Genomic DNA, 22,255 nt, shown 5'->3' on the forward strand with positions numbered 1-22,255 from the left:
CGCCAAGTCAAGGCAACCGGCTGCAGCAAAAAAACTGCCGGCCGCCAGACAGATGTGGTATCTTAAAAGAAAATACGCGCAGGTGAGGAACCGACCATGACCCGAAAAGCGTACTTGACCGACTTGGACGGAACGCTGCTTCGTTCCGACGCCTCCTTATCCAACTACACGATCGAGACCATCACGGAGCTGCTGCATGGCGGCGTACCGATCAGCTATGCGACCGCGCGCAGCTACTTGAGCTCTGTCAAAGTCGCGTCCGCCATTCCCTGGACGCATCCGCTAGTGCTGTATAACGGAGCTTTGTTGTACGATCCTGTAGCCCGTTCCGTCCTGGACGGCTACTGGCTGGATGCCGCAGCTTCCAATCGAGTCATCCGGATGGGGCGGGATTTTGGTGTCATTCCGCTATTGTTCGCCTTGACCCCGGGAGATGAAGAAGCGGTGCTTCACGAGCCGCTAGTCCGAACCGGCGATCGGCAGTTCTATGCCAGCAGGAAGAACGACCCGAGGTTTCGAGAGCTGCGGGAGCTCGTCTGTCCGCCCGATTACAAGACGCTCATCCTGACCTTCATCGGGAAGCTGGAGGAGCTGGAACCGCTGCGCGCCGAGCTGCATCGCCAGTTCGGGTCCGCCATTCACATGCACCTGTTGGAAGACATCTACCTGAAGCCGAGTTATTTTCTGGAGGTCAGCCACGCCAAAGCCAACAAGAAGGAAGGGCTTCGTCTGTGGGCGCAACGGATGAACATCGAGCCGTGCGACATCACCGTATTCGGCGACAATCTGAACGACCTCGGGATGTTCGAGGCGGCGGGGACGGGGATGGCGGTCAAAGGGGCCCACGATCGTTTGAAGGCGATCGCCAGCGGCGAAATCGCGAGCAATGACGAAGATTCTGTAGCCCGCTATATATGGGAGGATGTCCGGCAAGCCGGCGGTATCAATCGAACCTTAGGAGCGTGACGAGGATGAAGGGGATCGCGGTAACCCTTTTTGTGCTGCTGTATGCTTTGGTTACAATGTTCGGGCTGGGGCCCGTGTTGCTTGCGGATGGAAGCCGCTCGGAGCGCATGATGACGCTCGCTGTTGTAGTCGTCATCTACATCTGCATTACGATTGCGATGTGGCGCACTCTGACTTGGCTGAAACGCCGATCATGAGGTCTTTGCCGACCGGAGGGCTACGATTTGAAAGGGGAATGCAACTTGAAGCTTACTACACTGCTATTTGATTTTGACGGGACGATTGCCGATACGCTGCCGGTATGCTTTCACGCGCTACGCGGAGTGTTTCTTGAGTATGACGGCATTCATCTAGACAATGAGGCAATCGTCGCCTTGTTCGGCCCGACGGAGCCGGACATCATTCGGATCAATCTGAAGCGGAATGCCGAGGCGGAGCGGGCGGTGGAGCGGTTTTACGCTCTGTATGACACCCATCATCCGGAGCTCGTACCGGTGTCCGACTCCATCGCGAGCATGCTTTCTGACTTGAAGCGGCAAGGCTACAAGCTCGGTATCGTGACAGGCAAAGGCAGCCACAGTCTCGCGATTTCGCTTCGGCATCTCGGGCTCTCCGGACTGTTCGACGTGGAGATCTCGGGCGATGACGTTACGGTGCCGAAGCCGCATCCGGAAGGCGTACTGCTCGCGATGAGCCGGCTGCAGTCCACTCCTGAGGAAACGGTCTTCCTGGGAGACAGCATCGCCGACGTACGCGCAGGCAAAGCGGCCGGGGTGCCGACCATTGCGGTTCAGTGGTTCGACCATGTGCAGACCCGGGCGTTCGAGGTGGAGCCGGATCGGCTGTTTACGGATCCCGTGCAAGTGACGGAATATGCGGCTTTGCGCAACGGGATCCGCTGAAGCAAAGGAGAGTCGAGATGACGGCGTTTCAAAGCCGATACAAAGGCATTATTTTCGACATGGACAATACGATCTTGCGTTCCCGCATTCAGTTCCCCGCCATGAAACAGGATGTCTTCCGGCTGCTGCTCGACTACGAGGCTGTGGCGGCCGACTTTCCCATTCATAATCATACGATCGCGACTTTATTGGAGAGTACGCGCGGATCCGGGAAGCTGACCGGGGAGCAGGAGCGTGCGGTCTGGCAGCGCGTGGCCGAATGGGAACGGGAAGGGATGGAGAACGCCGGACTCGAGCCGGAGGCGCTGGAGCTGCTGAACGCGTTGAGGGACCGCTTCCGCCTCGTTATCTTGACGAACAACGCCCATCAGGCCGCGTTGGAGGCGCTTGAGACGACCGGGACGCTGGCCTTTTTTGACACGGTTGTAGGCAGAGAGCAAATGGGGGTGCTAAAACCGTCGCCGGCGGGCATCCACTACATCCGGGCTTTATTCCCTGCACTTTCGGCGCACGAGTGGCTTTCGGTCGGCGATGCGTGGATTGACGGGTCGGCGGCTCAGCAGGCTGGGGTCGATTTTATCCGGTACCGTTCGAGAGACGAGGAATTCTTCAAACGGGACATTCCTTCGCTAGGTCGGCTAGACTCGCTCTTGGATTTGCTCCGCTTTTTATAAGGAGGTTTTCGTCAGTTATGGGGGTTGGATTTGCAATCGGACTAGGGGGCTTGCTTCTCCTGATCGTCCTTGTCACGCTAGTGCTTCACTTCTATCCGGTTTTCGGGGCAAAGCCGTCTAAGAACGAGCAGGAGCGCTACAAGCAGTCGCCGAACTTCCGGGGCCGCACCTTTACATATCCCATTCCGACAACACTCGCGATGGGGCTGCGGACTTCGATGCAGGTCATGCTTGAATTTATGAAAGGAAGCCCGAGCCGTCAACCGGCTAAACGTCTGCCTATGGTGGAGTTCGTTCCTCATTCGGAATCGGATGAGCGCGTCTCCCGGGTCACCTGGTTCGGTCATTCCGCTTTGCTGCTGGAGCTGGAAGGCAAGCGGCTGCTGCTCGATCCGATGTTCGGCCCAACTCCATCGCCGGTTCCGATCTTTGGAGGACGGCGTTACAGCGGGACGCTGCCGTTCCAGGTGGACGAGCTCCCTTGGATCGATGCGGTGCTGCTCTCGCACGATCATTTCGATCATCTGGATTACGGCTCGATTCGGCAGTTGAAGAACAAGATCGGCCGGTTTTTCGTCCCGCTCGGGGTTAAGCCTCATTTGGTACGCTGGGGTGTCGATGCCGCTCGCATTACCGAACACGACTGGTGGGAGGAAGCGGAATTCGACGGATTGAAGCTCGCCTGTACACCGGCACGGCATTTTTCCGGACGCAGCCTTCGGACCCGCAACCAGACGCTATGGTGCTCATGGGTCATTCAGGGGGAGCATAGCCGAGTCTTTTTTAGCGGAGACAGCGGGTACGGTCCGCATTTTCGGGACATCGGGGAGCGGTACGGTCCGTTCGAGGTAACGCTCATGGAGTGCGGGCAATACGACGCGCGGTGGGCGGCGATTCACATGCTGCCGGAGGAAACGGTGCAGGCGCATCTCGACGTGCGCGGTCGGGTGATGCTCCCGATTCATTGGGGCGCCTTCACGCTGGCCGTCCACGATTGGACCGATCCGGTGGAGCGGGCCGTGCGGGCGGGGGAGCGGCAGGGAGCTGTTGTTGCCACCCCCCGGATCGGGGAACCGGTGATCATTGGGAGTTCGGCGATTCCGACAACCGCATGGTGGCGAGGCTAGGATTGGACTCCAAGGGATGCCTATTGCAAGCGTCTTTTACCTCCACAGGCATCCCCTCCCTTCCGGGAGATTAGCCGACCGCCGTTGCATGCCTTTCTATGTGCTTCTCAATAAACCATACAAACAAAAAAAACCGCAAAGCATCGCTTTGCGGGACATTGTTTTGGTACCTGCTTGCGCAGGTACCTCATGGGAGAGGAGAGGATTTGTTATTTCCTATTTTGTCTCATGACCTGGAAGCCGCACAAAATAAGGGTTTATTCGATTTGCATTTAGTCTATAATTGTCTCATTTTTCAGGTTGGAGATACATTTTGCTCCCAATCTGCTCCCAACGTGCTCCCGATGTTAGGATTCGGATTGAACAACCTTCCGCTCTAAAATCTTATCAAAGAGATCCGCAGCGGCTTGGTCGGCCTTTCGGATGACGTGGCCGTACTTGTCCATCGTGGTGCCGATTTTCGAATGCCCTACCCGTTCGGAAATGATCTTAGCATGAACACCTTGGTTGATAAGCAAAGTAACAGAGGTATGCCGGAAATCGTGGAAACGAATGTATTTCAAATGGCCAAGCTTCTCCGAGTGGAATTCTCTCCACCACTCGCTCAGTCGCTTCGGGTAGACGGGCTTACCTTCCGCCCCTGGTGCCGAGCTCATAAACAAAAATTCCTGCTCCGGTTTTGCCTTCCACTTTTTCAACACCTGCATCTTCATCTGCAGCCATTCTTTCCGGTACTGTTTCAATTCTTCAAGCACGGAGGGGGAGATAGCAATCGGTCGAACCGAGCTCGGATTCTTTGGAAGCTTGATGACAGGTTCGCCTTCCTTGTAGGCAGGTATGGATTGTATAACTTGAATAGTGCCGGTGGTAAGGTCTATATTCTTCCACTCCAACCCGAGTAACTCGGCGCGACGCATGCCGGTAGTGAGAGCGAGGGTGATCAGTATTTTGAATCGGTTGTCTGCATCTTCAAGCGCTTTGAACAACTGCATGGACTCTTCCTCGTCGTAAACGTTCAACTCGACGGAGGGCTTCTCTTTAGGCTTTTTGACGGCCTTCATGGGGGATTCCTTGATAACCTGCCACTCGACTGCCTTATTGAACATGCTACGGAGAACGCGGTAGTTATAGACGATGGATGCGCTACCAAGCCCGGATTCAGAAAGTTTATCCAGGTAATCAATCACATGTAAAGCCCGGATCTTCTCGATCTTCATGCTGCCGAAATAGGGTAGGATGCGTTTGTTGGTATGAAATTCATAATTCTCCTGTGTCTTATACTCCAGCTCTTTACGGACGAACTTATTTAACCATACCTCTACGAAAGCGGAGAAGGTGAGCTTATCCGGAGAAATGTACTCCCCAGCCTCCACCTCCATCTTGAACTTCACGAGTTCTTCGTCCAGATAGCTTTGCAGCTTCTTCGTCGTTTTAAGTAGGGCGGTGTCCTCGATCTTGATCGTCTTTTTGCGGCTGATCCGCTTGCCGCTGGGGTCTGTCCCAATATCGACGGTCAATCTCCAAGAATTCGCTCCACGCTTTTCGATGTAAGCCAATGTTCCCCAACCTCCCAGCTAAAAATCTAAAACAAATTTTAAATCGATATCGTACTGGAATGGTGTGTTGTATCGAATGAAGTCGTGGAATTTTTCAATCATATGCGAGCTGTATTCAGACGGACCGAGATTGCGACGTGTGCGCCGTAGATAGTTCATCTTTTTTGCTGCGGCATAAGAGGAAACCCCAAAGATATTCATTAGTGCGGCTTGAGTTATAGGCGTTCCTCGAGCTGCTAGCTCACAAATGATGTCGTCCGGCATGTAGAAATTAGCTGCAAAGAAATGAGCCTCAACCTCTTCGATGTCTCCATCTTGTTTATGTTCTAGTAGAACATGTCCGAGCTCATGCCCTAATGTCCAGTTAAATCGTCCGGGGGAATCTACTTCCTCATTGTAGAAAATCAAAGCTTGATCCGCGGCATGAATTACATTGAATCCATCTTTAAAAAATCCTCCTGGCATAATACTACTGAGAGGAACTCCTACGGATCGACAATAGTGCTGCATGGATATAAACATTATGTCATGAGCATACCTGATCTCTCGAGGATCAAAAGGGAATGCTACTACGTCATCAGCCATTAAGAGCGTTATTGTAGCAAGTTCTTTGCATCTTTCGAAATCAGGTTTCACGCAGCCACCTCATTGCTTCTTTGTGTTCTTCAGATAGGCGTCAATAGTACTGGATATGAATTTTTTGAGATTCTCGCGGACATCTTCTGGAATTTCTTCAGTATGGCGAGCCATGATCAGAAAATCTTTCTCATTATCGTTTCTAGCGACATCAAGGGCGTTCGGCACTTCCTCTTGCCTCCCCAGTAGAAAATCCGTAGTGGTGTGCAAAATATCGGCAATCTTAAGTAGTGTTTCAGCGGGTGGGACAGCAACATCTCTCTCATAGTTCGAAAAGTTTGCTCTGTTCATTCCAAGTTGCTCGGCCATCGTGTCTTGGGTGAAACCTCTCTTTACCCTCAGATCCCGGATTCTTGAGCCGATCGACGACATTATTGATCTCTCCTCAGAAAAAATATAAAAAAGTTTATTATGTTTTCGTATTGACGTAAACGATATTTACGAGTATGATTTGAAATACAAAGGAGGTGATGGTAAATGTTGAATCATACACGTGTCATTCGGATACGTTTTAAGCAGCTCCGAAAATCGAAGGGCACGCAAAACTTCGTCGGTTCCGAGAATGGTGTAAGTGGAACAATGATCCGTTATATCGAAAACGGGTATGTCGTTCCAAGTGGCAAGCTAATGCTAAAGCTATCTAGTTATTTCGGAGTTCCTGTCGAAGAGTTGTTTCCGGATGTTGCGAAAAACGAATAATGGAAATCATATTTACGTTTTTTATTATATAACGTAAATATTATTAACGCAAGCGATTTGTAAAAAATCGGAAGGCTTATTTAGCTATGCCCTGATAGTAAATTAAATTTACTCCTTACGGAAAATGACGTAAACAGAACAGGGGTGAAGGTTTTGACGGCCGACAAATCATTGGCGGTAATGATTGAAGCACTGAAGCAGCAAATAAAGCAGGAGGTCATCGAAGAACTGCAGGCAAAATGCGAACCGGTTGAGGATCGTCGGCTAACAATCGAAGAGGCCGCGGAATACTTAAGGATTTCACGAGAGACGTTGTACCGCCTTTGTAAAGAAAAGCAGATTGAACATATCACCATTGGGTCGATCGGTTCCAAAAAACCAAGGATTAACTTCAGTTTGTCGGTCCTTGAAGCTTGGATTCGCAAGAAGGAGCTTGAAAGTGTGAGTCTCATCACAGGGGCGAGGTGATTAATGTGCCAGATGATCTCCTGGACTTTTGGGGTGATTTCTACATCGAGCATTTAATTGGTAAACGATTCAGGGTGACTTTCGAACAGTTTCTAGAAGTCGTGCAGGAAATGAAATTCTGAGAGGTGGAATGAACCACAATGAACCCTAAGCAACCCGCTGACACAATCACCATTCCGCTGGCGACCGCTCAGGCGGCCCTCGACGAGCTGCATGACCTCCGGGAGCGTGTGAAAGCCCTGGAGAAGGAGAACACGCTGCTCAGCCTCTATGGATGGAGGGGTGAGCAATGAACATTTACCGCGGTCAAATATACACAGGCAATCTCGGCCCGATCTCGGATTCGGCTGGATCTGAGCAGCGGGGTATACGGCCGGCGCTGATCATCCAGAACAACACGGGAAACGAGTACAGCCCGACGGTCATCGTCGCACCCATCACGGGACGCCCCAAGCGCTACTTACCGACTCACGTCGACCTGTCGGATGTACCGGGTCTGACACCTGGATCGACCGCGATCCTCGAGCAAATACGCACGCTGGATAAGCGACATCTTGGGACCGGGCTCGTGGCGACACTCGAAGAAAGCAAAATGCGACTCATCGACGATGCGATCAAGGTGAGCCTCGGCCTTACACTACGCGAAGGAGGTGAGGAATCTTGAGGGTCTTGGTCGCCGAGTGGCGTGAGCTCACGATGAATGAGCGGTTGTCAGTCCTGGAGTACAAGGCAAGCGAGAACGAAAAGCGCTGGAAAAAGTAAAAACCCCATTTTCTCGGGGTAGGAGCCGAGATACGGGGCACACGAAAACACTTTATCAAGCCGATCGTACCACATTCAATCTGTACCCACAAGAACATTTTAGGAGGACTCATATGTCTGTACAAATCCATATCAACGGCGAGACCGCCTTGGAAGCCGTTCAGGAGCTCGCAACTCTTGCTGCAGCACTCTCCGGCCAATCTGTGGCAAGTCAAATCACCGCAACCGTAGAAGCACCGAAACAGCAGCGCACCCGCAACGTCACGAAGCCCGCGCAAGTGAAGGAGCCGGAGAGCTCGCCGGTTCAGCAGGAAGAAGCGCCACCGGCCGAGCCAGACTCTCAGGAGCCCGATCCGGTCGATCCGGAGCCGGAAACCACCGACGGTGCGGAAGACGAGGGGCCTATCCCGACACCGGTAGATCTGCGCGCTAAAGCACAAGAGGTCGGGGCGGACGGCGGCCGGGCGGAGGTAAAGGCTCTCCTCGACAAGTACGGCAGCAAGTCGATCTCCGATATTCCGGAGAACAAGCGCTCCGCGTTCATGCGGGATCTGGAGTCCCTGCACACCAAGCTGAAGGAGAAGTCTGAATGACGGCACACGCGGAACGCGCACATTCCCTTCTCGGCGCGTCCAAGGCGAGCCAGTGGATAAACTGTCCGCCGAGTGCCCGGCTGCAGGAGGGCATCAAGGATACGCGCAGCGAGTACGCCGATGAGGGGACACTTGCCCACGAGCTGGCGGAGAACAAACTCCGCCGGCGGCTCCTCCCCTGCGACTCCAAAGAGCGGAAGCGGCTCGATAAGCAGCTCAAAGAGATCCAGGCAAAGGACGGTTACGGTCCGGAGATGGAGAACGCCATCCAGGGGTATGTCGAGATTGTCGAGGAACGGTTCATGGCCGCTAAGGCCCGGACTCCGGATGCCGTCATTCTGTTAGAGGAGCGGTTGGACTTCTCGGAATGGGTACCAGACGGATTTGGCACCGGCGACGTCGTCCTAATCGCCGATGGCTTGATGGAGATCATCGACCTTAAGTATGGCAAAGGCGTCCCGGTCAGCGCGATCGGTAATTCGCAGATGCGGCTTTATGGCTTGGGGGCGTGGGCGGCATACAGCTACCTCTACGATATTCGCGAGGTCCATATGACGATCGTCCAGCCACGGCTCGACAGTGTGAGCGATGATGCAATGACGGTTGAAGATCTACTGGCGTGGGCCGAGACAGTCGTCAAGCCTGCGGCCGCACTGGCCTTCGCCGGAGAAGGCGAACACAAGCCGGGGGACCATTGCCGATGGTGCAAGGTGAAGGCTACATGCCGCGCCCGCGCTGACGCGAATATGGCCGCACTGGCGTACGAGTTCCGCGATCCAGCGCTGCTGAGTCTCGAGGAGATCGGCGCGATTCTGCACGTCGCCGAGAGGCTGAGCGCCTGGGCTAAGGATGTTGCCGACTATGCGTTCGAGCAGGCCAAGGCTGGTGTGCGGATTCCGTCTTGGAAGCTTGTCGAAGGTCGCAGCAATCGGACCATCACGGACAAGAATGAGGCTAAGCTGGCGCTTGAGCTCGCGGAGATCGCTCCGGAGAAATACCTCAAGCCGCAGGAGCTATTAGGCATCGGCGAGCTGGAGAAGCAGATCGGCAAGAAGGAGCTTGCCAAGCTGCTGGACGGCCTGATCGTGAAGCCGTCCGGGAAGCCGGTACTCGTCACCGAGACCGACCCACGGCCGGAGCTGAACGGCGTCGCGGCCGACTTCGCGGGGGAGGAGTTCGAACAGTGAGATCCCAGTGCAATCAAAGATTTAAGGGCTACGGCATTCGGCTCGCATTCTCTGAGCCCGCAGAAATGTATTCTGATAGAGCCGTAAAAGTTCGACTGCCGAACGAGCCTAGAAATGCGGAAGAATACGCGGCGTTGTGTGGCCCTGTGAAAGTCTACCATCTAAACCCAACCACAAAGGAGCAAACCAAATATGACAATTGATAACCAACCCACCAAAGTAGTAACCGGAAAAGTACGTCTCTCCTACTGCAACATATGGCAGCCGCGGGAGGACGACAACGGGGTAGAGAAATACGGAACGGCTATCCTTATCCCGAAGTCCGACAAGGAAACGCTCCGGAAAATCCAAGCAGCCGTAAACGCTGCGGTCGAGGCCGGGAAGAGCCAATGGGGCGGCAAGATTCCGCCGAACTTGAAAAAGCCGCTGCGGGACGGCGACGAGGAGCGGCCGGACGATGAGGCGTATGCAGGGCATTACTTCCTGAACGCTAACAGCAAGCAAAAGCCTGGCATCGCGAAGCCGGTCGGAAAAGATGCGAACGGCAAGACGAAATTCCAAGAGATCACGGACACGACGGAAGTTTACTCCGGATGCTATGCAAAAGTGTCGCTTAATTTCTTTCCATTCAACGGAAAGCAGAACGGCGTCGCCGCTGGTCTGAACAATGTCGTGAAGGTGCAAGACGGGGAGCCGCTGGGCGGCCGAGCAAGTGTAAGAGACGAGTTCGCGGACGAGGAGTTCGACGACGATTACGGCAGCGACGACGATTTTATGAACTAATCACACTGAAGGGGATTCGGAAGGGTCCCCTTTCCTATCTCAAAATACGGGAGGTTGCGCAAATGTCTATAGGAATAAGCAAGGAGATGCTGCTTGGGTGGCTATTCGGGAGACTTGAACATATGGGCGCCAATTCTGGCATTAACGATTTAGTCAAAGCCGCGCACCACAACGCGATCGACAAAGGCTGGTACGAGGAGCCGCGCACGTTCGGCGAGATGGTCGCTCTTATGCACTGCGAGCTGTCGGAAGCGATGGAGGACTACCGGAACGGTCACGGAGTAGCGGAGACTTGGTATGTGTCTGGTAAGCCGTGCGGCGTCCCGACGGAGCTGGCCGACGTCGTTATTCGAATCTTTGACGCCTGCGGGTATTTCGGGATTGACCTGGAGAAGGCGATCAGTGAGAAGATGGCATTCAACGCGACGCGGCCGCAACGGCACGGAGGAAAGCGGCTGTGAGCGTTATCTATAAATACCCTATTGATGTTGTGCATTCGGTCCATCGTGTGGAGACGCCGGCCTCCAGCACAGTTATCTCGGCCATCGAGCAAAACGGGCTGATCGTGATTTATGTTCACGTCCCTGACCCTTACGCTCCCGCTTTGTGGGATGGCACTAAAAGTATCCTTGTTCTCGGAACGGGTTGCGAGTTTGACGGGCCGGATTTTGAAGAGATGCGCTTCATAAACACCGTCAAAGTAGGCGTTTTTGTTTGGCACGTATTTGAGCTTATGGATAGTGGAGGGAAGCGGCTGTGATGTACGCGGGGGCTTATCTATTGATCGGGCTTATCTTTGCACACTTCGCTATAGCGAAAGTGGATCGCCAGATTAGCGAGGAAGTCGAGTCTGGCGAGGTTAGCGAAGAAGCGAACGACATCATCGAAAAATCGGATCGCATTCAGAACGTAATCGGGTACAAAAACTATTTAGCCGTGCTGTACATTGCGCTTTCCATTTTCTGGCTGCCGGCAGTAGCGTTCAAAGTATTGAAGCACATTGGAGGGAAGAGGCTGTGAAGGTCGGCATTCTTGACATCGACTCACAGATGAAACGTGACAACCGCGGAGAGAAGCGCAAATATCCCAATATTGCCTGCGGCAAGATTTACGGATTCCACAAGTCCCGCGGGGATGTTGTCGTTTATCCGTGGAAGGACACGCCGGTCGACAGGCTCTATATCTCCACGATATTTACCAACAGCCGCGCCACGATAGAAAAGAACCTATGGGTGTATGAGTTATTCGCGGATGAAGTGATTATCGGCGGGACAGGATGGGACGATTACTCTGTGAAGCCGTGGAAGATCTCGAGGCTACCTCCGGAGATCGAAGCGTTCGACGAGCCCCACTGGACCTATGAGATGTACGACCTCGATTATGGGATCGGATTCTCGACTCGCGGCTGTCATGTCGGATGCTCGTTCTGCGTCGTTCCTAAAAAGGAGGGCCTGGTCGAGTATCGAGACTCTACGGTCGAAAAGCTCCTCAATCCTCGTAGCAAGCACTTAGTCCTTATGAATAATAATTCATTTGCACATCACGACTTTATGGAGGACATCGAGCAGATCAAGCACTACAACCTCTCGATCCATTGGGACCAGGCCAATGACATCACACTAGTTACGCCAGAAATAGCGGATGCGCTCCGGTCGGTGAACTATCGAAGCTTCGACGGCAGGAAAAAAGAACTGTTTTTCGCCTTTGACTTAATGGTCAAGCGGAAGCGGGATAAGACCGGGGAAATGGTCAGTTACGACATGCTGAAAGTCGTGCCGGAAAAAGTGCGGATGCTTAAAGAAAGCGGTATCCGTCCGAGCCATCTAAAGTTTTATATGCTGATCGGATTTAACACGACCGAGGAAGAGGACCTGGCGAGGGTGGAGTGCTTGAAGTCTTTAGGCTGTGAGATTTACCCGATGTTGTACCGCGATCTGACGGGGAAGATCGGCGTCGACGCGACCGGAAAGCCTCAATCTTTCCACGTTCGCCCGATGCGGGACTGGATTCACACAGGGTTATATCGGAAGCAGAGCTTGCACGACTTTGATCGATACTGGCAGCGATGGGAGGAGGTAGCGCTTAAATGAAAACACTCCGAATCGACGTCGAAACGTATTCCAGTGTCGACCTGAAGAAGAGCGGCATGCACCGTTACATTGAGGCGCCGGACTTCGAGATTCTCCTGTTCGCCTTCGCGTACGACGACGACCCGGTCCGGGTGATAGACCTTGCCGACTTCGGGAGCTTGCCTCCGGATGTACTAGCCGACCTAACAGACCCGGCAGTCACCAAGACGGCGTTCAACGCGGCATTCGAGCGCGGGACGATCGCGAAGCATTTCGGGATCGAGTGCGACCCGGTCCAATGGCGCTGTACAGCCGTGCACGCGCTGACACTCGGGCTGCCGGGATACCTGGAGGGTGTCGCCGAGGTGCTGCAATTGGACGTCCAGAAGGACGCGAAGGGTAAAGCGCTGATCAAGTATTTCAGCGTCCCGTGCAAGCCAACAAAGACGAACGGCCAGCGGGCCCGGAACTACGCACACCATGACCCGGAGAAGTGGCAACAATTCGTCGAATACTGCCGGCAGGACGTCGTCGTCGAGCGGGAGATCGCCCGGAAGCTGGAGCGCTTCCAGGTCCCGGCGCATGAGTGGAAGCTATGGGCGCTCGATCAGCGAATTAACGATCGCGGCGTCCGGCTGGATCCGGTGCTCGTTCAAGCGGCCATCGCCTGTGATGCAGCGTACGAGAAGCGACTTGTCGAGGAGGCGCAGGAGATCACGGGCTTGGAGAACCCGAACAGCCTGCAGCAGCTCAAGGCATGGCTGTCGAACCGAGGGCTGGAGACGCCAGATGGGTTGTCAAAGGAGTTCATGCCGGTGCTGCTCGATGCCGCGCCGGACGAGGAGACACGCCGTGTGCTGAAGATCCGGCAGGAGATGGGGAAGACCAGCGTCGACAAGTTCAACGCCATGGCTCGCTCCATGTGTGCGGACGACCGGGCGCGCGGACTGCTGCAGTATTGCGGCGCGAATCGGACCTGGCGCTGGGCCGGGCGGCTCATCCAGGTCCAGAACCTCCCGCAAAACAAGATCGAGGACTTGGCTCTGGCCCGGGAGACACTCCGGTCCGGCGACTACGAGATGCTGGAGATGCTGTTCGGCGCCCCGCCGTTCGTGCTTTCCCAACTGATCCGGACCGCGTTCATTCCGTCGCCTGGCAGCCGGTTCATCGTCTCCGACTTCTCAGCGATCGAGGCCCGTGTCATCGCGTGGCTGGCCGATGAGCATTGGGTGCTCGACGTATTCCGCGGCCACGGCAAAATCTACGAGGCGACAGCAGCGAACATGTTCGGCGTTCCCTTCGAGACGATCGTCAAAGGGCACAATAACTACGAGCTGCGGGCACGCGGGAAAGTAGCGGTTCTCGCCTGCGGCTACCAGGGCGGGGAGAATGCACTTGCCGCGATGGACACCAAGAAGGAGATCAACCCAGACGAATACCCACGCCTCGTTCAGCAGTGGCGGGAGGCCAATCCTAACATCCGAAAGCTCTGGTACGCCGCCGAGCGGGCTGCTGTGAAAGCTGTGCAGGAGAAGACGTCCGTCAAGCTGGCTCACGGAGTACGGTACCGCTACGAGGCGGGCATGCTGTTCGCCGACCTGCCGAGTGGCCGGAGCCTCGCTTATGTGAACCCGCGGCTCAAGGCGGACCCGAATTTCAACAAGGACGGCCTAGTGTTTGATGGTATGGACCAGGTCAAGAAGAAGTGGATGTCGCACCGGACGTATGGCGGCCGACTCGTGGAGAACTTGGTGCAGGCGATCGCGCGGGACTGCTTAGCGGAGAGCCTGACGCGGCTCGATGGGGAAGGGTACAACGTGGTCATGCACGTACATGATGAGGCAGTGCTGGACGTACCGATCGGGACCGGCTCCGTGGAGCACGTGACGGAGATCATGAGCCGGCCGATCAGCTGGGCGCCGGGGCTGCCGCTCGCGGCCGCCGGGTTCGAGTGCGAATTTTATCAGAAGGACTGATTATAGATGCGAGAAATCGTAGTTGATAACTTCGCCGGCGGAGGCGGCGCCTCTACTGGCATCGAACTGGCAATCGGCCGCAGTGTGGACGTGGCGATCAACCATGATCCGGCGGCCATCGCGATGCACGAGGCTAACCATCCCGACACAATGCATTACTGCGAGAACGTGTGGGAGGTAGATCCGCGGGAGGTGGCTGCCGGGCGTCCTGTTGGGCTCGTCTGGCTCTCCCCGGACTGCACACACCACAGCAAAGCCCGCGGCGGGAAGCCTCGGGAGAAGAACATTCGCGGGCTCGCATGGGTGGCGGTCCGTTGGGCGGCCACGGTGAAACCACGCGTGATCATGCTGGAGAACGTCGAGGAGTTTCAGGATTGGGGCCCGCTCGATAAAGACGGCAAGCCGATCAAGGCTCAGAAGGGGCGGACGTTCCGGAGTTTCGTCAACGCACTTCGTCGGCACGGGTACCAGGTGGAATGGCGGGTTTTGCGGGCCTGCGATTACGGCGCGCCGACGACTCGAAAGCGACTATTTATGGTCATGCGTCGCGACGGCAAGCCCATCGTCTGGCCGGAGCCGACACACGCCGAACCAAAGACACCAGCGGTGCAGACAGGGCGGATGAAGCCTTATCGTACAGCTGCGGAGATCATTGACTGGAGTATCGAGTGCCCGAGCATTTTCGAGCGGAAGCGGCCGCTCGCGGAGAACACGATGCGCCGGATCGCCCGAGGGATGTTCAAGTACGTCATCAATAATCCGGATCCATTCATCGCTCCGTTCATTATCAAAGTGAATCACAGCCATGACGAAGCATTCCGGGGACAGCGGATCGATGAGCCGATGCAGACTATCACCGGGAAGAACGGTTGGGGCATTGTGGCGCCTCACATCACCAAGTTCCGCGGCGGGGCAACCGGGCACGGGATCGATGAGCCGCTCCACACCATAACGTCGGGGGCTGGCAGTGTTCGTCCGGCGGGCGCGGCTCACGCGCTCGGCATGGTTTCCGCATTCCTTGTACAGTATCACAGCGAGACGCAGTCTCACGAGGTCCGCGGCCAGACGCTCGACACGCCAATCATGACGCTCGACACGTCGAACCGCTACGGGCTTGTCACTGGCAACCTCATTAAGTTCCGCGGCGACAACATCGGCAGCGGGTACAACGAGCCGGTCCCGACGGTTACCGCTGGTGGATTGCACATCGGCGAGGTGAGGGCCTTCCTGGTCCACTATTATGGCGCCAGCGTCGAGCAGGATCTCCGAAGCCCGCTCGGGACGATTACAACTCATGACCGCTTCGGCCTAGTCATGATCAAAGGCACGCTTTATCAGATCGTAGACATTGGAATGCGGATGCTGACGCCCCGTGAGCTGTATAACGCGCAGGGGTTCCCGCAGACGTACATTATCTGCCCGATCTTCAACGGGAAGCCCTTCCCGCAGGCGGAGCAGGTCGCCAAGTGCGGCAATTCCGTCTCTCCACGAATGTCGAACGTCATGGTCCGAGCTAATATGCCTGAGCTGTGCGTCCCGGAGCATACAGACAGATTTTCCTGGGAGGAGATGCTGGCATGACTGTGACGAATGGTGTGCATGATCCAGTAAATTCGCCGTCACATTATACGATTGGCGGGATCGAGACGATCGACTACATGCGGACGAAAATGAGTCCGGAGGAATTCGCAGGCTACTGCCGCGGAAACGTGATTAAGTACATTTCTCGATCACCGCACAAAAACGGCTTGGAAGATTTGAAGAAAGCCCGCTGGTACTTGAATCGCCTAATCGAGTCAATGGAGTCATGATCATCCTGCGCCGACCTATTTCGAATTTCCGAAAGCAGAACCATAAGTATATATGCCGCTGCCGGGTGCGCTGTAAATACGTCTTCCTCTTCAAGCACCCGGCGGATGGCCGGACGGATTACGTCCTCTGCGAGAACAAGGCTCTCCAGGCTGCGGACATTCTGTACAACGATTAAGTATCAAAATGAATAACGAAGGACATGAGGAGGAGGCCAACGTGCAGATTGACAAAGAGAAGTTGCTAGAGTGGCTGGACGTTGAAATTGACCTATCGCAAGGAAATGACCCTGTTCTTAAAGCAGACAGATGGGCATTCCGACAAGTAAAAAAGGAAGTTGAGTCAGGGCGACTTGATGTTGTGACAGCCGACGGCGAACAATCCTGAATACGGAAGGACATAGGAGGCTCGTATGAGAGTTCGAATAACAAGGGGAAGGCAGCTGCTTTCCATTGCTGGGATGTGGTACAACGATCGAATTGGAGAAGAATTCGATGTGATCGACGATCCGATTCATGAAGATATGCTTGTGACTAAGCAAGAATACAAGGGCGAAATGATCGATCATAACATCTTCAAAGATGATTGCGAAATTGTAATAAACACCGACTGAATACGGAAGGACATAAATCGCTAGAAATGCACCACAAAAGGAAGTGACCGCATGGAACTAGACATCTCATTCGGCAAGCACCGCGCCGATACGAACTGGAAACCTGAATACCTGACCTGGGAAGAGTTCGTCGACCGGCTGCGGAAGGTGCGCCGGACGGGCGAAACCATGGCGCAATACGACGCGATGAGCGTACCGAACAGGGGCAAAGCGAAGGACGGCCCGGCTTTTGTCGGCGGGCTCGTCCGCGGCGGCCGTCGGAAGAAGGAAGCGGTCGACACGCGCAGCCTCATCACGCTCGATGTGGACCGGGCCGATGACGGATTCCTGTTCGCCTGTGAGCTCATTCTCGGCGGCACGGCCTACGTCATCTACTCGACGCATAGCCATCGGCCTACACGGCCGAAGTTCCGGCTCATTGTGCCCGTGGATCGCGCCATGAGCCCGGATGAGTACGCCGCTGTCAGCCGAAAGCTGGCCGAACAGATCGGCATGCACTACTTCGACAAGACGACGTTTCAAGTCCATCGGCTAATGTACCTCCCGTCCTGTTCCAAAGACGCTCCGGATCCCGTGCTGGATGTCTACGAGGGCGAGCCGCTCGGCGTGGATGGGGTACTGGCCGAGTACGACGACTGGCAGGACGTCATGCAGTGGCCGCGGCATGCGGAGGATAAGGCGGGGCCGCAGCTCGGCGGCAAGAAGGCGCAGGACCCGCGAGAGAAGCACGGCACGATCGGGCTGTTCTGCCGGGCGTTCACCATTGAGGAAGGCATCGACACCTTCCTCGGCGACGTCTACGTGACCGGGACGATGCCGAACCGCTACACGTACACCGGTGGCTCCAGCGGCAACGGGCTCGAGATTTATCCGGACCAGGACCTCGCCTACTCGCACCAGGACAGCGACCCGATCGCCGACGGCCGGACATATAACCTGTTTGACCTGGTCCGTGTGCACAAGTTCGGGCATCTCGACGAGAGGGTGAAGGAGTTCACGCCGGACGCCAAAAAGCCCAGTCACCTTGCGATGGAGCATTTTGTCGTCCAACTGCCGGAGGTCAAGCGGCTCAAGATGGCGGACATCCAGGAGTCGTTCGGGGAGATGGATGACATAGAGCCGGCGGGGGAGGACCCGGAGCCCGAGGATGACAGCTGGAAAGAGCGGCTCGAGTGCCATCACAAGACCGGAGACGTCCTCCCGACGGCCGGAAACGTGGAACTCATCCTAACCCATGACGTGTGGCGCGGCGTGCTGGCCTATGACGCCTTCGGAAACGCGGAGGTCGTGCGGAAGCCACTGCCCTGGCGGGACCGGGAACGGCCACACAAGGAGTATGAGCCATGGCTCGGAGCGGACGACAAGCGGCTGCAGCATTGGTTCTCGAAGGTGTACAGCATGCGCGCATCGACGACGATCCAGAACGCCTTCACGGAGGTCGTCCACATGCACAAGTTCCATCCGATCAAGGAATATATCGAATCATTCCAGTGGGACGGCCAGCCGCGGCTCGAGCGGGTGTTTATCGACTACCTGGGCGCCGAAGACTCGCACTACGTCCGGCAGGTGACGCGAAAGATGCTGCTGGCGGCCGTGGCCCGGCTGTATCGCCCGGGATGTAAGTTCGACGAGATGCTGGTTCTCGTTGGTCCGCAGGGGGCCGGAAAGAGTTCGCTGCTGGCGAAGCTGGGGCGGGACTGGTTCTCAGATAGCCTGCGGACGTTCGAGAACAAGGAGGCCGGCGAGCACCTGCAGGCGGGGTGGATCTTCGAGATCGGCGAGTTGTCGGCCATGAAGAAGTCGGAGGTAGACGAGGTCAAGGCGTTTCTGTCGAAGACCGAGGACCGGTACCGGGTGGCCTATGATCGTCAGGTGTCGGAGTTCCCGCGGAAGTGCGTCTTCTTCGGTACGACGAATACCCGAGACTTTCTGAGAGACGAGACGGGAAACCGTCGTTTCTGGCCTGTAGACGTGGACCCGGCGCGGGCACGACTCAACCATTGGGAGCACTTAACGGACGACGTGGTGGGGCAAATCTGGGCGGAGGCGCTGCACCTATTCAAGGCGGGGGAATCCTTGGCACTGGATCGGGAGGCCGCGGAGGCGGCGAAACACGAGCAAGCGGCACATCTGGAGATCGACCCGCGAGAAGGCATTATTCAGGAGTGGCTGGAGACGCCGGTTACGGATGAGTTTGGCGCCGAGCCGTACCAGAGGAAGCGCGTATGCGCGGCCATGATCTGGGCCGAGTGTTTGGGTGGAAAAGTAGGTGCAATGCAAAAATGGGACGCCCGCAACATCTGCGATATTATGCGCCGCATGCCTGGGTGGAGAGAGGTTCCGGGGCGAGTACGTGTCGCTGATTACGGCCAGCATACCGCCTTTGATAGGGTGATGCATTAAGAGATTGCTTAATGCATCATAATGCATCACCCACTGATCCCAATGATTCATTAAAAAATGCTTCATGCATCACCTTAATGAATCAGAAAACCCCTTACGCATCAAGGGATCAACGGCTACTGAATCCAATGATGCATCATAATTCTATTAAATAATAATAGGTAAATTAACCTATAAAACGCTAATAGCTAACCTACCCGTACGTAGGTTAAACGCGTATACGTCAATACGCGCGCGTAATGAATCATCACTCAGGAGGTGGCCCATGCGGGAATCAACACTGGAACGACGATTGGTCCGTCTCGTCGAAGAACTTGGAGGCGAGGCACCTAAATGGGTGTCTCCGGGGAACCGAGGAGTACCGGATCGGATTGTGATTCTCCCAGGAGGACGAACGATCTACGTCGAGATGAAGGCGCCGGGTAAACCGCTAGAGCCCCTGCAGGTGCGGTGGGCACGAATCCTGCGTCGCCTGGGGCACGAAGTATACAAGATTGATTCGAACGAGGACATTGATAGATTCATAGCTGAGGTGAAAGCGGATGAAGTATAAGCCGCACCATTATCAAGAATACGCAACGGCCCGCATACTAGACACCCCCTATCTCGCGTTACTTCTCGAGATGGGCCTGGGCAAGACGGTATCGACACTATCCGCTATTGATCAACTGCTGCACGACTACTTCGATGCGGAGCGCGTGCTGGTGATCGCGCCGCTGCGGGTAGCCGATGACACTTGGGCCAGAGAGGTCAGCAAATGGGACCATCTCCGTCACCTGAGAATCTCGAAAGTGCTGGGATCGGCTGAACAACGGCGGCGGGCACTTCGGGCGCCGGCGGACATCTGGATCATCAATCGGGAGAACGTCGAATGGCTGGTTAGCGAGTACGGCAGCAAGTGGCCGTTTGACACGGTCATCGTCGACGAGGTGAGCAGCTTCAAGAACCACCAGTCAAAGCGGTTTAAAGCGTTGCGGCGCGTCCGTCCTTTTATCCGTCGACTGGTTGGCCTGACCGGCACTCCAGCGCCAAACAGCCTGATGGACTTGTGGGCGCCGGTGTACTTGCTGGATCAGGGGGAGCGGCTTGGCAAAACCATTACCGGATTCAGAGATCGGTACTTTACGGCCGGCGCCCGTAGCGGTCATGTCGTTTACGACTGGAAAGCCAAGAAAGAGGCCGAGGAGCGCATTTACGAGGCGATCGGCGACATCGCGGTCAGCATGAAGGCGGCGGATTGGCTTGAACTGCCGGAGCGGATCGATCGCGCAGTGCCCGTTAAGCTATCCGGCGAGGCACAGGCGCTGTACAAGAAACTGGAACGTGATCTACTGCTTCCATACGCTGATGCCGATGTCGTGGCCCAGACTGCCGCTGTCCTTAGTAACAAGCTGCTGCAGATGGCCTCCGGCGCCGTCTACGACGAAGAGCGCGGTGTTAAACTGATCCACGACGCCAAGCTGGATTCATTGGAGGATATCATCGAGGCAGCACAGGGAAAGCCGGTCATGGTGTTTTACAACTACAAGCATAGTCTTGAACGGATCCAGGAACGCTTCCCGCAAGCCCGAATCCTACGGAAGGGCAAGGACGGGAACGAGGACATCCGGGCATGGAATAACGACGAGATCCCGTTGCTTCTCCTGCATCCGAAGTCAGCCGGTCACGGCCTTAACCTGCAGGAATCAAGCTGCCAGACGGTTGTCTGGTATGACCAGATTTGGAGCCTGGAAGAGGACCAGCAGGCCAACGCCCGGGTGCACCGGCAGGGCCAGAAGAGACGGATCGTTGTCATGCGTCTAGTAGCCGAAGGTACGATGGACGAAGAGGCTGTCGCGGCATTGGAGCGGAAGGCGGCAGGACAAAACGAACTGATGGAGGCCGTCAAGGCCCGAATAGAGAGGGTGAGAGCATCATGAGCGTGTGTAGTGTACCGAATTGCAAGAAAGTAGCACACGAGTCGTGGGCGACCGTGTCCGTCTGCTACGGTCACCGCGATGAGATCGAGGATGAGTTCGTGAAGTATTATGCCAAGAAAATCGGCGCTGATGAGCGGGAGACGTACTTGTCGATCTACAGACTAACGCCTTGGGGACGGATAGCGGAGCGGAAAGCTATGAAAAGGGGCTGATCAAATGACCTGGGTCGATAAGCTTGTACGAGAGTACGCAGCCGGAAAAAGGGAGCTGGTCGCCTATCGCAAAAAGCTAGAAAACACCGATCGGTCCGAAGCTGAGGAGATGGAGCTTGAGACCGTGAAGGGCATGATCTCCGATCTGCAGTACGGAATCGATTGGATGCGGTCCGGCCGGCGTCCCGGGTCCGTTCGAGGATATGATTCGCATGACGCCTATCGGTTTGCGGAGCTGCGGGACATGGACTTACTTCCAGCGTTGGATCTCTCCATTCCAGAGCCGCCACGGCCAGAACTTACGGCGGATCAGAAGCTAATGCTAGTGAACGTGTTACTGAAACTGTCAGCACGGGAGCGACAATGCTTCCTGATGCATGCGGTTCAGAGAATGAGTGAGCGAGAGATTGCAGACGAGCTAAAGGTGTCTAGGAGGTCTGTAAGGATATTCATAGAGAGGGCACGAGACAAGGTGCAGCAAGCGATTTGAGCATTTTTGTCGCCCGCTTGTCGCCCGATTTGGCGTATATAGTGAGGGGGTATATTCGAACCGGACCGCGAATCGTCGCATCCATTAGCCGGATGAATCGAATGCGACCCCAACACACAGTGAGCCGTCCATGTGGCGGCTCTTTGTTCTGAACATGAAAAAACCGCTAGGATACTTTCTCCAGCGGTTCTTGTCTGGTGCTTCCGGTACAAGAGATAGATTACCATAATTTAGGATGATGGTCAATGCCCAATAAACCAAAGCGACCATGCGGTCGACCCGGGTGCCCTGAGCTTACGACGGAGCGGTATTGCACGGAGCATGCAAAGCTGGTAAGTCGAACAGTAGAACGCGAGCGCGGCACAGCGCATCAGCGGGGCTATACCAGTAGGTGGGCAAAGTACAGCAAAG

The 22,255-nt window shown here is 55.5% G+C and carries 29 protein-coding genes; 26 read left to right on the plus strand and 3 right to left on the minus strand.

Annotated elements, in window-relative coordinates; genetic code table 11:
- The first annotated feature begins 96 nt into the window (after positions 1–96).
- From ACI5FR_RS21305 to ACI5FR_RS21325, 5 genes are read left to right on the plus strand one after another with little or no spacing between them, the layout of a single operon-like run.
- Positions 97–966 (plus strand): HAD hydrolase family protein, encoded by an 870-nt coding sequence (locus ACI5FR_RS21305; RefSeq protein ID WP_405458039.1) that lies wholly within the window; start codon positions 97–99, stop codon positions 964–966.
- 5 nt (positions 967–971) lie between these two features.
- Positions 972–1,163, plus strand: coding sequence for a DUF6954 family protein (locus tag ACI5FR_RS21310; protein WP_405458041.1), 192 nt, complete (start codon positions 972–974; stop codon positions 1,161–1,163).
- 45 nt (positions 1,164–1,208) lie between these two features.
- Positions 1,209–1,868: an HAD family hydrolase gene (locus tag ACI5FR_RS21315; protein ID WP_405458043.1), complete on the plus strand. Its 660-nt coding sequence runs from the start codon at positions 1,209–1,211 to the stop codon at positions 1,866–1,868.
- A gap of 17 nt (positions 1,869–1,885) precedes the next feature.
- Positions 1,886–2,542 (plus strand): HAD family hydrolase, encoded by a 657-nt coding sequence (locus ACI5FR_RS21320; RefSeq protein ID WP_405458044.1) that lies wholly within the window; start codon positions 1,886–1,888, stop codon positions 2,540–2,542.
- A gap of 17 nt (positions 2,543–2,559) precedes the next feature.
- Positions 2,560–3,669 carry an MBL fold metallo-hydrolase gene (locus ACI5FR_RS21325; protein WP_405458046.1) on the plus strand — a complete coding sequence of 370 codons (1,110 nt, stop codon included), beginning with the start codon at positions 2,560–2,562 and terminating at the stop codon, positions 3,667–3,669.
- A 347-nt stretch (positions 3,670–4,016) separates the two neighbouring features.
- Here the strand turns inward: ACI5FR_RS21325 and ACI5FR_RS21330 are convergent, their stop codons facing one another.
- The 3 genes from ACI5FR_RS21330 to ACI5FR_RS21340 are packed head-to-tail and all read right to left on the minus strand — an operon-like array spanning position 4,017 to position 6,233.
- On the minus strand, positions 4,017–5,225 hold the full coding sequence (locus tag ACI5FR_RS21330) for a tyrosine-type recombinase/integrase (protein ID WP_405458047.1): 1,209 nt from the start codon (positions 5,223–5,225) through the stop codon (positions 4,017–4,019).
- 18 nt (positions 5,226–5,243) lie between these two features.
- On the minus strand, positions 5,244–5,861 hold the full coding sequence (locus ACI5FR_RS21335; RefSeq protein WP_405458049.1) for an ImmA/IrrE family metallo-endopeptidase: 618 nt from the start codon (positions 5,859–5,861) through the stop codon (positions 5,244–5,246).
- 9 nt (positions 5,862–5,870) lie between these two features.
- On the minus strand, positions 5,871–6,233 hold the full coding sequence (locus ACI5FR_RS21340) for a helix-turn-helix domain-containing protein (protein WP_405458051.1): 363 nt from the start codon (positions 6,231–6,233) through the stop codon (positions 5,871–5,873).
- A 105-nt stretch (positions 6,234–6,338) separates the two neighbouring features.
- On the opposite strand from ACI5FR_RS21340, the gene ACI5FR_RS21345 reads away from it, so the two are divergent.
- The 21 genes from ACI5FR_RS21345 (at position 6,339) to ACI5FR_RS21445 (ending at position 21,844) form a co-directional block, all read left to right on the plus strand.
- Positions 6,339–6,560, plus strand: a complete 222-nt coding sequence (locus ACI5FR_RS21345; protein WP_405458053.1) for a helix-turn-helix transcriptional regulator — start codon at positions 6,339–6,341, stop codon at positions 6,558–6,560.
- Between the two features lie 153 nt (positions 6,561–6,713).
- The gene (locus tag ACI5FR_RS21350) at positions 6,714–7,028 is read left to right on the plus strand and encodes a helix-turn-helix domain-containing protein (protein ID WP_405458055.1); all 315 of its coding nucleotides are present in this window, start codon (positions 6,714–6,716) and stop codon (positions 7,026–7,028) included.
- A 140-nt stretch (positions 7,029–7,168) separates the two neighbouring features.
- A complete protein-coding gene (locus ACI5FR_RS21355) occupies positions 7,169–7,321 on the plus strand; it encodes a hypothetical protein (protein ID WP_405458057.1) in 153 nt (50 codons plus the stop codon).
- Positions 7,318–7,692, plus strand: a complete 375-nt coding sequence (locus tag ACI5FR_RS21360; protein WP_405458059.1) for a type II toxin-antitoxin system PemK/MazF family toxin — start codon at positions 7,318–7,320, stop codon at positions 7,690–7,692. Before ACI5FR_RS21355 ends, ACI5FR_RS21360 begins: the two co-directional genes overlap by 4 nt.
- 211 nt (positions 7,693–7,903) lie before the next feature.
- On the plus strand, positions 7,904–8,383 hold the full coding sequence (locus ACI5FR_RS21365; RefSeq protein WP_405458060.1) for a hypothetical protein: 480 nt from the start codon (positions 7,904–7,906) through the stop codon (positions 8,381–8,383).
- Entirely contained in the window at positions 8,380–9,570 is a 1,191-nt protein-coding gene (locus ACI5FR_RS21370) for a DUF2800 domain-containing protein (RefSeq protein WP_405458062.1), read from the plus strand. Before ACI5FR_RS21365 ends, ACI5FR_RS21370 begins: the two co-directional genes overlap by 4 nt.
- A gap of 192 nt (positions 9,571–9,762) precedes the next feature.
- Entirely contained in the window at positions 9,763–10,353 is a 591-nt protein-coding gene (locus ACI5FR_RS21375) for a DUF2815 family protein (protein WP_405458064.1), read from the plus strand.
- A gap of 122 nt (positions 10,354–10,475) precedes the next feature.
- On the plus strand, positions 10,476–10,814 hold the full coding sequence (locus ACI5FR_RS21380) for a nucleoside triphosphate pyrophosphohydrolase family protein (RefSeq protein ID WP_405458134.1): 339 nt from the start codon (positions 10,476–10,478) through the stop codon (positions 10,812–10,814).
- Positions 10,811–11,113, plus strand: a complete 303-nt coding sequence (locus ACI5FR_RS21385) for a DUF7352 domain-containing protein (protein WP_405458065.1) — start codon at positions 10,811–10,813, stop codon at positions 11,111–11,113. The genes ACI5FR_RS21380 and ACI5FR_RS21385 overlap by 4 nt, the downstream gene beginning before the upstream one ends.
- Positions 11,110–11,373: a hypothetical protein gene (locus ACI5FR_RS21390; RefSeq protein ID WP_405458066.1), complete on the plus strand. Its 264-nt coding sequence runs from the start codon at positions 11,110–11,112 to the stop codon at positions 11,371–11,373. Before ACI5FR_RS21385 ends, ACI5FR_RS21390 begins: the two co-directional genes overlap by 4 nt.
- Positions 11,370–12,443, plus strand: coding sequence for a radical SAM protein (locus tag ACI5FR_RS21395; protein ID WP_405458068.1), 1,074 nt, complete (start codon positions 11,370–11,372; stop codon positions 12,441–12,443). Before ACI5FR_RS21390 ends, ACI5FR_RS21395 begins: the two co-directional genes overlap by 4 nt.
- Complete coding sequence (locus ACI5FR_RS21400) at positions 12,440–14,398, plus strand: DNA polymerase (RefSeq protein ID WP_405458069.1); 1,959 nt, start codon at positions 12,440–12,442, stop codon at positions 14,396–14,398. Before ACI5FR_RS21395 ends, ACI5FR_RS21400 begins: the two co-directional genes overlap by 4 nt.
- Positions 14,399–14,404: 6 nt before the next feature.
- The gene (locus ACI5FR_RS21405) at positions 14,405–15,979 is read left to right on the plus strand and encodes a DNA cytosine methyltransferase (protein WP_405458071.1); all 1,575 of its coding nucleotides are present in this window, start codon (positions 14,405–14,407) and stop codon (positions 15,977–15,979) included.
- Positions 15,976–16,209: a DUF3310 domain-containing protein gene (locus tag ACI5FR_RS21410; protein WP_405458073.1), complete on the plus strand. Its 234-nt coding sequence runs from the start codon at positions 15,976–15,978 to the stop codon at positions 16,207–16,209. The genes ACI5FR_RS21405 and ACI5FR_RS21410 overlap by 4 nt, the downstream gene beginning before the upstream one ends.
- Positions 16,210–16,426: 217 nt before the next feature.
- Positions 16,427–16,594, plus strand: a complete 168-nt coding sequence (locus tag ACI5FR_RS21415) for a hypothetical protein (RefSeq protein WP_405458075.1) — start codon at positions 16,427–16,429, stop codon at positions 16,592–16,594.
- A 25-nt stretch (positions 16,595–16,619) separates the two neighbouring features.
- Positions 16,620–16,820: a hypothetical protein gene (locus ACI5FR_RS21420; RefSeq protein ID WP_405458077.1), complete on the plus strand. Its 201-nt coding sequence runs from the start codon at positions 16,620–16,622 to the stop codon at positions 16,818–16,820.
- A gap of 51 nt (positions 16,821–16,871) precedes the next feature.
- Complete coding sequence (locus tag ACI5FR_RS21425) at positions 16,872–19,223, plus strand: virulence-associated E family protein (RefSeq protein ID WP_405458078.1); 2,352 nt, start codon at positions 16,872–16,874, stop codon at positions 19,221–19,223.
- A 265-nt stretch (positions 19,224–19,488) separates the two neighbouring features.
- A complete protein-coding gene (locus tag ACI5FR_RS21430) occupies positions 19,489–19,776 on the plus strand; it encodes a VRR-NUC domain-containing protein (RefSeq protein ID WP_483875163.1) in 288 nt (95 codons plus the stop codon).
- Positions 19,766–21,142, plus strand: coding sequence for a DEAD/DEAH box helicase (locus tag ACI5FR_RS21435; protein ID WP_405458081.1), 1,377 nt, complete (start codon positions 19,766–19,768; stop codon positions 21,140–21,142). Before ACI5FR_RS21430 ends, ACI5FR_RS21435 begins: the two co-directional genes overlap by 11 nt.
- Positions 21,139–21,354 carry a hypothetical protein gene (locus ACI5FR_RS21440; protein ID WP_405458084.1) on the plus strand — a complete coding sequence of 72 codons (216 nt, stop codon included), beginning with the start codon at positions 21,139–21,141 and terminating at the stop codon, positions 21,352–21,354. Before ACI5FR_RS21435 ends, ACI5FR_RS21440 begins: the two co-directional genes overlap by 4 nt.
- 4 nt (positions 21,355–21,358) lie before the next feature.
- Positions 21,359–21,844 (plus strand): sigma-70 family RNA polymerase sigma factor, encoded by a 486-nt coding sequence (locus tag ACI5FR_RS21445; protein WP_405458085.1) that lies wholly within the window; start codon positions 21,359–21,361, stop codon positions 21,842–21,844.
- Positions 21,845–22,255: the final 411 nt, after the last annotated feature.

This window comes from Paenibacillus sp. HJGM_3, assembly GCF_045062745.1.
GTDB lineage: Bacteria > Bacillota > Bacilli > Paenibacillales > NBRC-103111 > Paenibacillus_AA.

Bases quoted from the DNA above. Each gene is read 5' to 3' on its own strand.
- ACI5FR_RS21430 (WP_483875163.1), top strand. From the start codon at position 19,489: ATGCGGGAATCAACACTGGAACGACGATTGGTCCGTCTCGTCGAAGAA.
- ACI5FR_RS21375 (WP_405458064.1), top strand. From the start codon at position 9,763: ATGACAATTGATAACCAACCCACCAAAGTAGTAACCGGAAAAGTACGT.
- ACI5FR_RS21345 (WP_405458053.1), top strand. From the start codon at position 6,339: ATGTTGAATCATACACGTGTCATTCGGATACGTTTTAAGCAGCTCCGA.
- ACI5FR_RS21380 (WP_405458134.1), top strand. From the start codon at position 10,476: ATGGGCGCCAATTCTGGCATTAACGATTTAGTCAAAGCCGCGCACCAC.
- ACI5FR_RS21310 (WP_405458041.1), top strand. From the start codon at position 972: ATGAAGGGGATCGCGGTAACCCTTTTTGTGCTGCTGTATGCTTTGGTT.
- ACI5FR_RS21420 (WP_405458077.1), top strand. From the start codon at position 16,620: ATGAGAGTTCGAATAACAAGGGGAAGGCAGCTGCTTTCCATTGCTGGG.
- ACI5FR_RS21425 (WP_405458078.1), top strand. From the start codon at position 16,872: ATGGAACTAGACATCTCATTCGGCAAGCACCGCGCCGATACGAACTGG.
- ACI5FR_RS21355 (WP_405458057.1), top strand. From the start codon at position 7,169: ATGAACCCTAAGCAACCCGCTGACACAATCACCATTCCGCTGGCGACC.
- ACI5FR_RS21320 (WP_405458044.1), top strand. From the start codon at position 1,886: ATGACGGCGTTTCAAAGCCGATACAAAGGCATTATTTTCGACATGGAC.
- ACI5FR_RS21305 (WP_405458039.1), top strand. From the start codon at position 97: ATGACCCGAAAAGCGTACTTGACCGACTTGGACGGAACGCTGCTTCGT.
- ACI5FR_RS21340 (WP_405458051.1), bottom strand. From the start codon at position 6,233: ATGTCGTCGATCGGCTCAAGAATCCGGGATCTGAGGGTAAAGAGAGGT.
- ACI5FR_RS21405 (WP_405458071.1), top strand. From the start codon at position 14,405: ATGCGAGAAATCGTAGTTGATAACTTCGCCGGCGGAGGCGGCGCCTCT.
- ACI5FR_RS21365 (WP_405458060.1), top strand. From the start codon at position 7,904: ATGTCTGTACAAATCCATATCAACGGCGAGACCGCCTTGGAAGCCGTT.
- ACI5FR_RS21410 (WP_405458073.1), top strand. From the start codon at position 15,976: ATGACTGTGACGAATGGTGTGCATGATCCAGTAAATTCGCCGTCACAT.
- ACI5FR_RS21370 (WP_405458062.1), top strand. From the start codon at position 8,380: ATGACGGCACACGCGGAACGCGCACATTCCCTTCTCGGCGCGTCCAAG.
- ACI5FR_RS21440 (WP_405458084.1), top strand. From the start codon at position 21,139: ATGAGCGTGTGTAGTGTACCGAATTGCAAGAAAGTAGCACACGAGTCG.
- ACI5FR_RS21445 (WP_405458085.1), top strand. From the start codon at position 21,359: ATGACCTGGGTCGATAAGCTTGTACGAGAGTACGCAGCCGGAAAAAGG.
- ACI5FR_RS21360 (WP_405458059.1), top strand. From the start codon at position 7,318: ATGAACATTTACCGCGGTCAAATATACACAGGCAATCTCGGCCCGATC.
- ACI5FR_RS21325 (WP_405458046.1), top strand. From the start codon at position 2,560: ATGGGGGTTGGATTTGCAATCGGACTAGGGGGCTTGCTTCTCCTGATC.
- ACI5FR_RS21400 (WP_405458069.1), top strand. From the start codon at position 12,440: ATGAAAACACTCCGAATCGACGTCGAAACGTATTCCAGTGTCGACCTG.
- ACI5FR_RS21435 (WP_405458081.1), top strand. From the start codon at position 19,766: ATGAAGTATAAGCCGCACCATTATCAAGAATACGCAACGGCCCGCATA.